This window comes from Streptomyces sp. NPDC058525 (assembly GCF_042719495.1).
Classification (GTDB): Bacteria; Actinomycetota; Actinomycetes; order Streptomycetales; family Streptomycetaceae; genus Streptomyces.
In genome coordinates, this window is the sequence record NZ_JBHXNP010000152.1 from 1 (window position 1) to 16,094 (window position 16,094).

Genomic DNA, 16,094 nt, shown 5'->3' on the forward strand with positions numbered 1-16,094 from the left:
CTGCATGCCGTGGGTGCTTCGGCGCTGCGGGTGCGGCTGGCCCCGGTCGGCCCGGACGCGCTGTCCGTCGAAGCCGCCGACGAGACCGGCGGCCTGGTCCTGACGATGGACTCACTGGTGTCCGGCTCGGTGTCCGTCGAGCAGCTGGACACCGCGGCCGACACGGCGATCGCCAACTCGCTGTACGCGGTGGAGTGGTCCGAGCTGTCCCTGGCCGACGGTGCCGACCCCTCCCCGTGGTGGGCGCCGGTGGCCACGGCCGACGAGGTGGCCGCCCTGGCCGCGGGCACCGAGGTGCCGGTGGTGGCGCTGCTGGAAGCGGTCGGCGGCAACGGCGACGACGCCGCCCTGGCCCTGTCCACCCGCGTACTGACCGTGGTGCAGGCGTGGCTGGCCGCGACCGGCCTGGAGGAGTCGCGGCTGGTCGTGGCCACCCGGGGCGCGGTGCCCGCCGGCGACGGCGCGGTCACCGACCCGGCCGGCTCGGCCGTATGGGGCCTCATCCGGGCCGCGCAGGTCGAGAACCCCGACCGGATCGTCCTGATCGACACCGACCCCGCTGCCGACGGCAACGTGGAGCTGGTGCTCGGTGCGGTGCTCGCGAGCGGCGAGCCGCAGGTAGCCGTCCGCGGCACCACCCTCTCCGCGCCCCGGCTCGTCCGGGCCGACGGCGAAACCGCCGGTGAGCCCGCGGTGTTCGGGCCGGAAGGCACGGTCCTGATCACGGGCGGCACCGGGACGCTGGGCGCCCTCATCGCCCGTCACTTGGTCACGCGGCACGGCGTACGGAGCCTCGTGCTGGCCGGCCGGCAGGGCGCCGAGGCCGCAGGCGCCGAGGCCCTGGTCGCCGAACTCACCGAGCACGGCGCCGCCGTATCGGTGGCGGCCTGCGACGTGTCCGACCGCGACCAGGTGAAGACCCTGCTTGCCTCGGTCCCGGCCGCGCACCCGCTGACCGGTGTCGTACACACCGCCGGTGTGCCGGACGACGGCGTGATCACCGCGCTGACCGGGGAGCGGCTGGCAACGGTGTTCGCGCCGAAGGCGGACGCCGTACGCCACCTCGACGAGCTCACCCGAGGCCTCGACCTCGAAGCCTTCGTCGTCTTCTCGTCCGCCGCCTCGCTCATGGGGTCGGCCGGCCAGGGCAACCAGTCCGCGGCCAACGCCTACCTCGACGGCCTGATGTCGAGCCGTCGCGCGGCGGGCCTGCCCGGGCAGTCCCTCGCCTGGGGCCAGTGGCAGCAGACCGCCGGCACCGGCGGCCTGCGGCTCGCGGCCGCGGAGGGCACCGAGCTCTTCGACGCGGCCATCGGCTCCGGCCGGGCGCTGCTGGTGCCGATCAAGCTGGACCTGAAGACCCTGCGCGGCCAGGCGGCGGCCGGCGGGGAAGTCCCGCACCTGCTGCGCGGCCTGGTACGGGCCGGCCGGCAGGTGGCGCGGACGGCGTCCGCCACGGACGGCGGGCTGCTCCGTCGCCTGACCGGGCTCACCGCGTCGGAACAGGAGGAGCTGCTCCTCGACCTGGTCCGCGCCCAGGCCGCCGTCGTGCTCGGCCACGCCGGGCCCGACGGAGTGGGCGCCGAAACGGCCTTCAAGGAAGCGGGATTCGACTCGCTCACCTCGGTGGCACTGCGCAACGGGCTGTGCGAGTCGACCGGACTGAAGCTTCCGGCCACGCTGATCTTCGACTACCCGACCCCGCTGGCCCTTGCCCGGCACCTGCACCACGAATTGCTCCCGGACGGCGGCGCGATGGACTCGGAAGTGGACGAGGAGCGGCTGCGGAACGCACTCGCCACCCTCCCGCTGGCCCGGCTCCGGGAAGCCGGATTGATGGATGCCCTGGTCAAGCTGGTCGCCCTCGGCGACGGCGAACTGGAAATCGGTGCTTCCGACGAAGCCGACGACGACGAAGCGGCGATCGCCGATCTCGACGTCGACGACCTCGTGTCGATGGCGCTCGGCGACTGAAGTCCTTCGAAACCGCGAAATGATTGGGGCAGTTAAGTGAGTGCGTCGTATGAAAAGGTCGTCGAGGCGCTAAGGAAGTCGCTCGAAGAGGTCGGTTCGCTGAAGAAGCAGAACCGCCAGCTCCTCGGCGCTTCCCGCGAGCCGATAGCGATCGTGGGCATGGCGTGCCGTTTGCCGGGTGGCGTTGCGGGGCCGGAGGACTTGTGGCGCCTGGTGTCCGAGGGCGGGGACGCGATGACGTCCTTCCCCGACGACCGCGGCTGGGACCTGGAGGGGCTCTTCGACCCGGACCCCGATCACGCGGGTACCTCGTACACCAGCCAGGGCGGATTCCTCCACGAGGCTCCGCAGTTCGACGCGGGCTTCTTCGGGATCTCGCCGCGTGAGGCGCTGGCCATGGACCCGCAGCAGCGGCTGCTGCTGGAGACGTCCTGGGAGGCCCTGGAGGCGGCCGGCATCAACCCGGTCTCGCTGAAGGGCAGCGACGTCGGAGTGTTCTCCGGGACGTCCACCCAGGGCTACGGGGCCGGCGCGGACGCGCCGGAGGCCGAGGGCTTCGGGGTCACCGGGACGCTGTCGAGCGTGGCCTCGGGCCGTGTCTCGTACGTCCTCGGGCTCGAAGGCCCGGCGGTGACGGTGGACACGGCGTGCTCCTCGTCGCTCGTGGCGATGCACCTGGCGGCGCAGGCGCTGCGGCAGGGCGAGTGCTCGATGGCGCTCGCCGGCGGTGCGACCGTGATGGCGACGCCGGGTGCCTTCGTGGAGTTCTCCCGGCAGCGGGGCCTGGCCGCGGACGGCCGGTGCAAGGCGTTCTCGTCGGCTGCCGACGGCACCGGCTGGGCCGAGGGTGTCGGCGTGGTGGTGTTGGAGCGGCTGTCGGTGGCGCGTGAGCGCGGCCACCGGGTGCTGGCGGTGCTGCGCGGCAGCGCGGTCAACCAGGACGGTGCCTCGAACGGCCTGACCGCCCCCAACGGTCCCTCGCAGCAGCGGGTCATCCGCAAGGCGCTGTCCGGAGCCGGTCTCACCCCGTCCGACGTGGACGCGGTGGAGGCGCACGGCACGGGCACGACCCTCGGCGACCCGATCGAGGCGCAGGCGATCCTCGCGACGTACGGCCGCGACCGGAACCCGGAGCAGCCGCTGTGGCTGGGCTCCCTGAAGTCGAACATCGGTCACACGCAGGCGGCCGCCGGTGTGGCCGGTGTCATCAAGATGGTGCAGGCCCTGCGCCACGGCGTGCTCCCGGCGACCCTCCACGTCGACTCGCCCACCCCGCAGGTGGACTGGTCGGCGGGCGCCGTGGAACTGCTGACCGAGGCACGGGAGTGGCCGCAGAACGGCCGCCCGCGCCGGGCCGGCGTGTCCGCGTTCGGCGTCAGCGGGACGAACGCGCACCTGATCCTGGAGGAGGCCCCCGCCGAGGAGGCGGAGGCCGCCTCCGAGGAGCAGGCCGCTCCTGCGGGTGGTGTGGTGCCGCTGGTGGTGTCGGCGCGCAGCGCCGGTTCGCTGGCCGGCCAGGCCGGGCGGCTGGCGGCGTTCGTCGAGGGCGCCGAGGGCGCCGACGCGGTGTCGCTGACGGACGTGGCCGGGTCGCTGCTCACGGACCGCGCACTGCTGGGCGACCGCGCGGTGGTGGTCGCCGGTACGAACGAGGAGGCGCTGGCCGGGCTCCAGGCCCTGGCGCGCGGCGAGAACGCGGCCGGAGTGGTCTCCGGCAGCGCGGCCGGTTCGAGCAAGCCGGGCAAGGTCGTGTGGGTGTTCCCGGGCCAGGGTTCGCAGTGGGCGGGCATGGGCCGCGAACTGCTGGACGCCTCGCCGGTGTTCGCGGAGCGGATCGCGCAGTGCGCGGCGGCCCTGGAGCCGTTCGTGGACTGGTCGCTGATCGATGTCCTGCGCGGGGGGACCGAGCCCGAGCTGATGGAGCGGGTCGACGTCCTTCAGCCCGCGAGTTTCGCGGTGATGGTGGGTCTGGCGGCCGTCTGGTCGTCTGTGGGCGTCAAGCCCGATGCCGTACTGGGTCACTCGCAGGGTGAGATCGCGGCCGCGTGTGTGGCGGGTGCGCTCTCCCTTGAGGACGCGGCGCGTGTGGTCGCCCTGCGCAGCCAGGCGATCGCCAAGGACCTGGCCGGTCGCGGGGGTATGGCCTCGGTCGCGCTGAGCGAGGCCGAGGCGGTCGCGCGGATCGAGCCGTGGGCCGACCGGGTTGAGGTCGCGGCGGTCAACGGGCCGTCGTCGGTGGTCATCGCCGGTGATGCCCAGGCGCTGGACGAGGCCCTGGAGGCCTTGGCCGGCGAGGGCGTCCGCGTCCGCCGGGTCGCGGTGGACTACGCCTCGCACACCCGGCACGTCGAGGACATCCGCGAGGCGCTCGCCGAGACGCTGGCCGGGATCAATGCCCAGGCGCCGCAGGTGCCGTTCTACTCGACGGTCACGGGCAGCTGGGTCGAGGACTCCGATGTCCTCGACGGTGACTACTGGTACCGCAACCTCCGCGGCCAGGTCGGCTTCGGTCCGGCCGTGGCGTACCTCGCCGAGCAGGGTCACGGGGTGTTCGTCGAGGTCAGCGCCCACCCGGTGCTGGTCCAGCCGATCACCGAGACGGTAGACGAGGCCGACACTCAGGCGGTCGTGACGGGTTCGCTGCGGCGCGAGGACGGCGGCCTGCGCCGCCTCCTGGCCTCGATGGCCGAGCTGTTCGTCCGGGGCATCGCGCTGGACTGGAAGGCCGTGCTCCCGCAGGCGGCGGCCCGGCGCGTGGAGCTGCCGACGTACGCCTTCGACCACCAGCACTACTGGCTCCAGCCCGGCGAGTCGGCCACCGACGCCGCCTCCCTCGGACAGGCCACGGCCGACCACCCGATGCTGGGCGCGGTCGTACGGCTGCCGCAGTCCGACGGCCTGGTCTTCACCTCGCGCCTGTCGCTGCGCACCCACCCCTGGCTCGCCGACCACGCCATCGGCGGCGTGGTCCTGCTCTCGGGTACCGGACTGCTCGAACTCGCGGTGCGCGCCGGTGACGAGGCCGGCTGCGGCGTTCTCGAAGAGCTGGTGATCGAGTCGCCGCTGGTGGTGCCGGAGACCGGCGGAGTACGCGTGCAGGTCGCGGTCGGCGGTCCGGGTGCGAACGGTTCGCGCACGGTGGAGGTGTACTCCCAGCGTGAGGACGCCGTCGTCGACGAGGACGGCGCGGACGCCTGGACGCGGCACGCCACCGGAATGCTGTCGGCATCCGCCTCCGCGGCCGGTTCCGGCTTCGACTTCGCCGCCTGGCCGCCGGCCGGTGCCCAGGCCGTCGAGGTCGGGGAGTTCTACGCCGACCTCGACGCGCGCGGCTTCGGCTACGGCCCGGCGTTCCAGGGTCTGCGGGCGGTGTGGCGCCGCGGCGACGAGGTCTTCGCCGAGGTCGTCCTGCCCGAGGAACTGCGCAAGGAGGCCGACCGGTTCGGCATCCACCCGGCGCTGCTCGACGCGGCCCTGCAGGCCGGCACCTTCGCCGGTCCGGCCGACACGGCGGACGGGGAGTCCGGCGAGGCGGTGCTGGCGTTCGCGTGGAACGGGCTCGTCCTGCACGCCGCTGGCGCTTCCGCGCTGCGCGTACGGGTCGCACCGGTCGGCCCGGACGCGCTGACGGTCGAGGCCGCCGACGCGACCGGAGCCCTGGTCGTGACGATGGACTCGCTGGTGTCCCGGCCCGTGTCCGCCCAGCAGCTGGAGACGGCCGCGGACAGCGCGGTCGCCGATTCGCTGTTCGGCGTGGAGTGGACCGAGCTGACCCCGGCCGAGTCCATGGAGCCCGCGCCGTCGTGGGCGCCGGTCACCACGGCCGCCGATGTGGAGGCCCTGGCAGGGAACGCCGCAGCTCCGGCCGTGGCGGTCCTGGAGGCGGTCGGCGGCGACGGAGCGGACGCCGTACTGGCCCTGTCCTCCCGCGTACTGGGTGTCCTCCAGGCATGGACGGCCGGCGAGGGGCTGGAGGAGTCGCAGCTGGTCGTGGTGACCCGCGGCGCGGTCCCCGCCGGCGCCGCCAACGCGGTCACCGACCCGGCCGGTTCGGCCGTGTGGGGTCTGGTGCGGGCCGCTCAGGCGGAGAACCCGGACCGGATCGTCCTGATCGACGCCGACCCCGCCGGTGACGGCGATGTGGAGCCGGTGCTGGGCGCGGTGCTGGCCGGCGGCGAGCCGCAGGTCGCGGTCCGCGGCACGGCGCTGTCCGTCCCCCGGCTCGTCCGGGCCGGCGGCCACACCGAGGACGCCCCCGCGGTCTTCGGACCCGAGGGCACGGTCCTGGTCACCGGTGCCACCGGGGCGCTCGGCGCCCTCGTGGCCCGTCACCTGGTCACCCGGCACGGCGTACGGAGCCTGGTCCTCGCGAGCCGTCGGGGCGCCGGCGCCGAGGGCGCCGAGGCCCTGGTCGCCGAACTCACCGAGCACGGCGCCGCCATATCGCTGGTGGCCTGTGACGTGTCCGACCGCGCCCAGGTGGAGGCGCTGCTGGCCTCCGTGCCGGCCGAGCACCGCCTGACCGGTGTCGTGCACACCGCGGGTGTCTTCGACGACGGTGTGATCGCGGCGCAGACCCCGGAGCGGCTGGCGGCGGTGTTCGCGCCGAAGGTGGACGCGGTGCGCCACCTCGACGAGCTGACCCGCGGCCTCGACCTCGACGCCTTCGTCGTCTACTCGTCCGTCGCGGGCGTGTTCGGCGGTGGCGCCCAGGGCAACTACGCGGCGGCGAACGCCTTCCTCGACGGCCTGATGTCGAGCCGTCGCGCGGCGGGCCTGCCCGGCCTGTCGCTCGCCTGGGGCCTGTGGGAGCGCACCCTGGGCATGGCCGCGAACCTCAGCAGCGTCGACCAGGCCCGCGCGAGCCGCAGCGGCGTACTGGAGATCACGGCGGAGGAGGGCCTGGACCTCTTCGACGCCGGCCTGCACACGGACCACGCGCTGCTGGTGCCGATCAAGCTGGACCTGAAGACCCTGCGCGGCCAAGCCGGATCCGGCGGGGGAGTCCCGCACCTGCTGCGCGGCCTGATACGGGCCGGCCGGCAGGTCGCCCGGGCGGCGGCCACCACGGAAGGCGGGCTGGCCGGCCGGCTGGCCGGGCTGACCGCGGCGGAACAGGACACCCTGCTCCTCGACGTGGTCCGGGCCCAGGCCGCGGTCGTGCTCGGCCACGCCGGGCCGGAGGGCGTCCGCGCGGAGATGGCGTTCAAGGACGTCGGCTTCGACTCGCTCACCTCGGTGGAGCTGCGCAACCGGCTGCGCGAGGCGACCGGCCTGAAGCTTCCGGCCACGCTGGTCTTCGACTACCCGACCCCGCTGGCCCTCGCCCGCTACCTGCGCGAGGAGTTCGGCGACGTAGCCCCCGCGTCGGCGTCCGCGTCGGCGCCTGCCTCGGCATCCGCGGCGTCGGCGCCCCTCGTGGCCGATGCGGGTGAACCGCTCGCGATCGTCGGCATGGCCTGCCGTCTGCCGGGTGGCGTGGCAGGCCCCGAGGACCTGTGGCGGCTGGTGTCCGAGGGCCGGGACGCGGTGTCGTTCTTCCCCGACGACCGCGGCTGGGACCTCGACGGCCTCTTCGACCCGGACCCCGACAGCGCGGGCACCTCGTACACGAGCAAGGGCGGATTCCTGCACGACGCCGCGCAGTTCGACGCGGGCTTCTTCGGGATCTCGCCGCGCGAGGCCCTCGCCATGGACCCGCAGCAACGTCTGCTGCTGGAGACCTCCTGGGAGGCGCTGGAGGGCGCCGGGATCGACCCGGTCTCGCTGAAGGGCACCGACGTCGGCGTGTTCTCCGGAGTGTCCGGACAGGGCTACGGGGTCGGCGCGGACGCGCCGGAGCTGGAGGGCTTCGCGGTCACCGGATCGGTGTCGAGCGTGGCCTCGGGCCGCGTCTCGTACGTCCTCGGCCTCGAAGGCCCCGCGGTCACCGTGGACACGGCCTGCTCCTCCTCGCTGGTCGCGATGCACCTGGCCGCGCAGGCCCTGCGCCAGGGCGAGTGCTCGATGGCGCTCGCGGGCGGCGCGATGGTCATGGCCTCGCCCGGCGGCTTCACGGCCTTCTCCCGGCAGCGCGGCCTGGCCGGCGACGGCCGGTGCAAGGCGTACGCGGACGGCGCGGACGGCACGGTGCTGTCCGAGGGCGTCGGCGTGGTGCTGCTCGAGCGGCTGTCGGTGGCGCGAGAGCGCGGCCACCGGGTGCTGGCGGTGCTGCGCGGCAGCGCCGTCAACCAGGACGGCGCGTCGAACGGCCTGACCGCCCCGAACGGCCCCTCGCAGCAGCGGGTCATCCGCAAGGCCCTGGACAGTGCGGGTCTCGCCCCGTCCGATGTGGACGTGGTCGAGGGGCACGGCACCGGTACGGCGCTGGGCGACCCGATCGAAGCGCAGGCGCTGCTGGCCACGTACGGCCGCGACCGGAACCCGGAGCAGCCGCTGTGGCTGGGTTCGCTGAAGTCGAACATCGGTCACTCGCAGGCCGCCGCAGGTGTGGCGGGCGTGATCAAGATGGTGCAGGCGCTGCGGCACGGGGTCATGCCTCCCACGCTGCACGTGGCGGAGCCCACCACCCAGGTGGATTGGTCCGAGGGCGGCATCGAGCTGCTCACCGAGGCCCGGGACTGGCCGCGGGGCGGCCGTCCGCGCCGGGCGGCCGTCTCCTCGTTCGGCATCAGCGGCACGAACGCCCACCTGATCCTGGAGGAGGCGCCGGCCGAGGCCGCCGCCGAAGCGCAGGCGCCCGCGGGCGTCGTACCGCTGGTGGTGTCGGCGCGCAGCGCCGGCTCGCTCGCGGGTCAGGCCGAGCGGCTGGCCGCGTTCATCGACGGCGCCGACGCGGTGTCGCCGGCCGATGTGGCCGGGGCGCTGGTGTCGGACCGTACGGTCTTCGGCGAGCGTGCCGTCGTCGTGGCCGACTCGGCCGCGGAGGCCCTGCCGGGGCTGCGGGCACTGGCGCGGGGAGAGAACGCTCCCGGTGTGGTGGTCGGCAGCGACGGTCCGGGTGCCCCCGGCAAGGTCGTGTGGGTGTTCCCGGGCCAGGGTTCGCAGTGGGCGGGCATGGGCCGCGAACTGCTGGACTCCTCACCGGTGTTCGCCGAGCGGATCGCCGAATGCGCCGCTGCTCTGGAGCCGTGGGTCGACTGGTCGCTGACGGCGGTGCTGCGCGGCGAGACCGCCCCCGAGCTCATGGAGTGGGTCGACGTCCTCCAGCCTGCGAGCTTCGCGGTGATGGTGGGTCTGGCCGCGGTCTGGGAGTCGGTCGGGGTCACGCCCGATGCGGTCCTCGGCCACTCGCAGGGCGAGATCGCCGCCGCCTGCGTCGCGGGCGCGCTCTCGCTCCAGGACGCGGCGCGCGTGGTCGCGCTGCGCAGCCAGGCCATCGCCAAGGACCTGGCCGGGCGCGGCGGCATGGCCTCGGTCGCGCTGACTGCGGACGAGGCGCTCGCCCGTCTGGAGCCGTGGGCGGACCGGGTCGAGGTGGCCGCGGTCAACGGGCCGTCGTCGGTGGTCATCGCCGGTGACGCCGAGGCGCTCGACGAGGCCCTGGAGGCCTTGGCCGCCGAGGGCGTCCGCGTCCGCCGGGTCGCGGTGGACTACGCCTCGCACACCCGGCACGTCGAGGACATCCGCGACACGCTCGCCGAAGCCCTGGACGGAGTCGTCGCCCTGGCGCCGAAGGTCCCGTTCTACTCCACCGTCACCGGCACGTGGGTGGAGGACTCCGACGTCCTCGACGGTGACTACTGGTACCGCAACCTCCGCGGCCAGGTCGGCTTCGGTCCGGCCGTGGCGTACCTCGCCGAGCAGGGTCACGGGGTGTTCGTCGAGGTCAGCGCGCACCCGGTGCTGGTCCAGCCGATCACCGAGACCGTCGACGGCACCGGCACCACCGATGCGGTCGTGACCGGTTCGCTGCGGCGCGAGGACGGCGGCCTGCGCCGCCTGCTCACCTCCATGGCCGAGCTGTTCGTCCGCGGTGTGGCCGTGGACTGGACCGCGGTCCTGCCGCAGAAGGCGGCCCGCGTGGAGCTGCCCACGTACGCCTTCGACCACCAGCACTACTGGCTCCAGCCCGGTGAGTCGGCCACCGACGCCGCCTCCCTCGGACTGGCCGGCGCCGATCACCCGCTGCTGGGTGCGGTCGTACGGCTGCCGCAGTCCGACGGGCTGGTCTTCTCCTCGCGGCTCTCGCTGCGCACCCACGCCTGGCTCGCCGACCACACGATCGGCGGCGTGGTCCTCTTTCCCGGCACCGGACTGCTCGAACTCGCGGTGCGCGCCGGTGACGAGGCCGGCTGCGGGGTCCTGGAGGAGCTGGTGATCGAGGCACCGCTGGTGGTGCCCGAGACCGGCGGCGTACGCGTCCAGGTCGCGGTCGGCGGCCCGGGTGCGAACGGCTCGCGCACGGTGGAGGTCTACTCCCAGCGCGAGGACGCCGTGACCGAGGGCGGCGCGGACCTCTGGACGCGGCACGCCACCGGAACGCTGTCGGCATCGGCCCCCGCGGGCGGTACCGGCTTCGACTTCGCCGCCTGGCCGCCGGCCGGTGCCCAGCCGGTCGACGCCGGGAACCTGTACGCCGATCTGATCGAGAGCGGGTTCGCGTACGGTCCGGCGTTCCAGGGCGTACGGGCGGTGTGGCGGCGCGGCGACGAGGTCTTCGCCGAGATCGTCCTGCCCGAGGAGCAGCGCAAGGAAGCCGACAAGTACGGCATCCACCCCGCGCTGCTCGACGCGGCCCTGCAGGCCGGCACCTTCGGTGCGGCGGCGGGCGCGGCCGAGGACGAATCCCGCGAGCCGGTCCTGGCGTTCGCGTGGAACGGGCTCGTCCTGCACGCCGCAGGCGCCTCCGCACTGCGCGTACGGGTCGCCCCGTGCGGCCCCGACGCGCTGTCGGTCGAGGCCGCGGACGCGACCGGAGCCCTGGTCGTGACGATGGACTCGCTGGTCTCCCGGCCGGTGTCCGTCGAGCAGCTGGACGCCGCGGCAGCCGACGAGAGCCGCTCCTCCATGTTCGGCGTGGAGTGGACCGAGCTGTCCACGGACGCGGGCCTGGAGCCTTCGCCTTGGTGGGTGCCGGTGGGCGGCGCCGACGACGTGGCGGCCCTCACCGACGACGCGGCCTCTGGCCTCGGCGTCCCGGCGGCTGCCGTCCTCGACGCGGTCGGCGGCGACGGCGAGGACGCCGTACTGGCCCTGTCCACCCGCGTGCTGGAGGTCGTCCAGGCGTGGCTGGCCGGGGCCGGGCTGGAGGAGTCGCGGCTGGTCGTCCTGACCCGCGGTGCGGTCCCCGCCGGCGGCGGCACGGTCACCGACCCGGCCGGCTCGGCCGTGTGGGGTCTGGTGCGGGCCGCGCAGTCGGAGAACCCGGACCGGATCGTCCTGCTCGACACCGACCCGGGCGCCGACGGCACCGTGGAACTCGTACTCGGTGCGGTACTGGCCGGCGGCGAGCCGCAGGTCGCGGTCCGCGGCACCGCCCTCTCCGTCCCCCGGCTCGCCCGGATCGCCGGTGAGGCGGCGGACGGCACCGCGGTCTTCCGGCCGGAAGGCACGGTCCTGGTCTCCGGCGCCGGTTCGCTGGGCGCACTGGCCGCCCGCCACCTGGTCACCCGGCAGGGGGTGCGCCATCTGATGCTCGCCAGCCGCAAGGGCCCCGACGCCGACGGCGTCGCGGACCTGGTCGCCGAACTCACCGAGCAGGGCGCCACGGTGTCGGTGGTGGCCTGCGACGTGTCCGACCGCGCCCAGGTGGAGGCACTGCTGGCCTCCGTGCCGGCCGAGCACAGCCTGACCGGAGTCGTCCACACCGCCGGTGTGTTCGACGCCGGAGTGGTCGGGACCCTGACCCCGGAGAAGCTCGCGAAGGTGTACGCGCCGAAGGTGAACGCGGTGCGCCACCTCGACGAACTGACCCGCGGCACCGACCTCGACGCGTTCATCGTCTACTCCTCCGCGTCGTCAGTCTTTATGGGAGCTGGTAGTGGCGGATACGCCGCGGCCAATGCTTTCCTGGACGGGTTGATGGCCCACCGGCGAGCGGCTGGCCTGCACGGCCTGTCGCTCGCCTGGGGACCGTGGGACACGGCCACCAACCTGGGGGACACCATCGACGACCTCACCAAGGCTCAGATGAGCCGGCGTGAGGGACGCGGGGGCATCACGGCGCTGGGGCCGGCCGAGGGCATGGAGTTGTTCGGCGCGGCCCTGGGCTCCGGGCAGGCACTGCTGGTGCCGGTCAAGCTGGACGTACGGGGTGCGCGCGCCGAGGCGGCGGCAGGCGGCGGGGTTCCGCACCTGCTGCGCGGCCTGGTGCGCGTGGGCCGGCAGCAGGCGCAGGCGGCGGCCGTCGGCGACGACCGCCGGCAGCTGGCCGACCGGCTGGCCGGGCTCGGTGCGGCGGAGCAGGAGGCTCTGCTGCTCGACCTGGTGCGTGCTCAGATCGCGGTCGTGCTCGGGCACTCCGGGCTGGAAGGCGTGCGGGCGGAGACGGCGTTCAAGGACGCCGGATTCGACTCGCTCACCTCGGTGGAACTGCGCAACCGGATGCGTGAGGCGACGGGCCTGAAGCTTCCGGCCACGCTGGTCTTCGACTACCCCACGCCGATCGCGCTCGCCCGCCACCTGTGCGACGAGCTCGCGGTCGACAAGGCGTCGCCCGCCGACTCGGTGCTGGCCGGCCTCGCCGGTCTCGACGCGGCCATCGAGTCCGCGGCGTCCGACGAGGAGGCCCGGGACCGGATCGCCGAACGCCTGCGGGAGCTCCTCAAGGCGGCTGAGGCGGCAGGCGGTTCCACCGGAGCCGGGGCAACGGCGGACGTGTCCGACGAGGACCTCGAAACCGCCAGTGACGAGGATCTGTTCGCGATCTTCGACCGGCTCGACTGAGCCGGACCGTACGGCCGGGCCCGGGTGGGCCCGGCCGTACGGCCCGCATGACGGTGCGGGCACCGAGCACACCACCACCACCCACAGCATTCGCACACATCGATTTCCTGGGAGCTGAATTCAGTGGCTGACGAGGTACAACTCCGCGACTACCTCAAGAGGGCCATCGCCGACGCCCGCGATGCCCGCAAGCGGCTGCGCGAGGTCGAGGACCAGGCGCGGGAGCCCATCGCCATCGTCTCCATGGCGTGCCGCTACCCGGGTGGTGTGTCCTCGCCCGAGGACCTGTGGAAGCTGGTGGTCGACGGACGCGACTCCGTCTCCGATTTCCCCGACAACCGTCACTGGGATCTCGAAGCCCTGATCGACCCGGATCCCGACAGCGCGGGCACCTCGTACGTCAGCCAGGGCGGCTTCGTCCACGACGCCGGCCTCTTCGACGCCGGCTTCTTCGGCATATCGCCGCGCGAGGCCCTGGCGATGGACCCCCAGCAGCGGCTCCTGCTGGAAACCTCCTGGGAGGCACTGGAGGCGGCCGGCATCGACCCGGTCGCGCTGAAGGGCACCGACGTCGGCGTGTTCACCGGCATCTCCGCCCAGGGCTACGGGACCGCCGGCGGCTCGGTCGCGCCGGAACTGGAGGCCTTCGCGGGCGCGGCGACGGCGTCGAGCGTGGCGTCGGGCCGCGTCTCGTACGTCCTCGGCTTCGAGGGCCCCGCGGTCTCCGTCGACACCGGATGCTCGTCCTCGCTGGTCGCCATGCACCTGGCCGCGCAGGCACTGCGGCAGGGCGACTGCTCCCTGGCGCTGGCCAGCGGTGTGATGGTCATGGCCACGCCCGGCACCTTCATGGCCTTCTCCCGGCAGCGCGGCCTGGCCGCCGACGGGCGGTGCAAGGCGTACGCGGACGGCGCGGACGGCATGGGCCTGTCCGAGGGCGTGGGCGTGGTCCTGCTGGAACGGCTGTCGGTGGCGCGGGAACGCGGCCACCGGGTGCTGGCCGTGATGCGCGGCAGCGCCCTCAACCAGGACGGCGCCTCGAACGGTCTGACCGCCCCGAACGGCCCGTCGCAGCAGCGGGTCATCCGCAAGGCACTGGCCAATGCCGGGCTCTCGCCCTCCGACGTGGACGCGGTGGAGGGGCACGGCACCGGCACGACCCTGGGCGACCCGATCGAGGCACAGGCACTGCTGGCCACGTACGGGCGCGGCCGGGACCCCGAGCAGCCGCTGTGGCTCGGATCGTCGAAGTCGAACCTCGGCCACACGCAGGCCGCCGCGGGCGTCGCCGGTGTGATCAAGATGGTGCAGGCCCTGCGGCACGAGGTGCTCCCGGCGACCCTGCACGTGGACGCCCCCACGAGCCAGGTGGACTGGACCGACGGGGCCATCGAGCTGCTCACCGAGGCCCGGGAGTGGCCGCGGGGCAGCCGTCCCCGCCGGGTCGGTGTCTCGTCCTTCGGCATCAGCGGGACGAACGCGCACCTGATCCTGGAGGAGGCGCCCGACGAGGAGGCGGAGGCCACCGCCGAGGAGCAGGCCGCCCCTGCGGGTGGTGTGGTGCCGCTGGTGGTGTCGGCGCGCAGCACCGGTTCGCTGGCCGGCCAGGCCGGACGGCTCGCGGCGTTCATCGAGGGCGCCGAGGGCGCCGCGAGCGCCGACGCGGTGTCGCTCGCGGACGTGGCCGGGGCGCTGCTCACGGAGCGTGCGGTCTTCGGCGATCGTGCGGTCGTCGTGGCCGACTCGACCGCCGAAGCGCTGGCCGGGCTGCGCGCGTTGGAGCGCGGCGAGGACGCGCCCGGTGCGGTCACCGGCAGCGCGGTGGGCTCCGGAGCTCCCGGCAAGGTCGTGTGGGTGTTCCCGGGCCAGGGTTCGCAGTGGGCGGGCATGGGCCGCGAACTGCTCGACTCCTCCCCGGTGTTCGCCGAGCGGATCGCCGCATGCGCGGCCGCCCTCGCCCCCTTCGTGGACTGGTCGCTGATCGACGTCCTGCGCGGCGACGCCGATCCCGAGCTCATCGAGCGCGTCGACGTCCTCCAGCCGGCGAGTTTCGCCGTGATGGTCGGTCTGGCGGCCGTCTGGTCGTCCGCGGGCGTCAAGCCCGATGCCGTACTGGGGCACTCGCAGGGTGAGATCGCGGCCGCGTGTGTGGCCGGTGCGCTCTCGCTGGAGGATGCCGCTCGCGTTGTGGCCCTGCGTAGCCAGGCCATTGCGAAGGACCTGGCCGGTCGCGGCGGTATGGCCTCGGTCGCGCTCAGCGAGGTCGAGGCGGTCGCACGGATCGAGCCGTGGGCCGACCGCGTCGAGGTCGCGGCCGTCAACGGGCCGTCCTCCGTGGTCATCGCCGGTGACGCCGAGGCGCTCGACGAGGCCCTGGCAGCCCTGTCAGCCGAAGGCGTCCGGGTCCGCCGCGTCGCGGTGGACTACGCCTCGCACACCCGCCACGTCGAGGCGATTCGTGAGGCGCTCGCCGAGACGCTGGCCGGAGTCGGCGCCCAGGCGCCCAAGGTGCCGTTCTACTCCACCGTCACGGGCAGCTGGATCGAGGACTCCGATGTCCTCGACGGCGACTATTGGTACCGCAACCTCCGCGGCCAGGTGGGCTTCGGTCCGGCCGTGGCGGAGCTGCTCGGTCAGGGTCACGGGGTGTTCGTCGAGGTCAGCGCCCATCCGGTGCTGGTCCAGCCGATCACCGAGACGGTAGACGAGGCCGACGCCCAGGCGGTCGTGACGGGTTCGCTGCGCCGCGAGGACGGCGGCCTGCGCCGCCTGTACGCCTCCATGGCCGAACTGTTCGTCCGCGGTGTCGCGCTGGACTGGAGCGGCGTCCTGCCGCAGACGACGGCGCGCGTGGACCTGCCGACCTATGCCTTCGACCACCAGCACTACTGGCTCCAGCCCGGCGAGTCCGCCACCGACGCCGCCTCCCTCGGACTGGCCGGCGCCGACCACCCGCTGCTGGGTGCGGCGGTACGGCTGCCGCAGTCCGACGGCCTGGTCTTCACCTCGCGGCTGTCGCTGCGCACCCACCCCTGGCTGGCCGACCACACGATCGACGGCGTGGCGATCGTTCCCGGTGCCGCGTACGTCGACCTCGCGGTGCGGGCGGGCGACGAGTTCGGCTACGGCGTCGTCGAGCAGCTGTCGGTCGAGGTGCCGTTGGTGGTGCCGGAGCAGGGTGGTGTGCGGGTTCAGGTCGCGGTCGGTGGTCCGGGTGAGGCCGGTTCGCGGAC

Annotated in this window: 1 protein-coding gene and 2 pseudogenes; all 3 read left to right on the forward strand. The window is 74.0% G+C overall.

Annotated elements, in window-relative coordinates; all coding sequences use genetic code 11:
* Positions 1-1,974: beta-ketoacyl reductase (locus ACFWP3_RS39445; RefSeq protein ID WP_384231247.1), on the forward strand; the 1,974-nt coding region annotated here is incomplete at its 5' end.
* A 57-nt stretch (positions 1,975-2,031) separates the two neighbouring features.
* Positions 2,032-12,861, forward strand: a pseudogene (locus ACFWP3_RS39450) (type I polyketide synthase); the annotation flags it as partial.
* Between the two features lie 123 nt (positions 12,862-12,984).
* Positions 12,985-16,094 (forward strand): annotated as a pseudogene (locus ACFWP3_RS39455) (type I polyketide synthase); the annotation flags it as partial.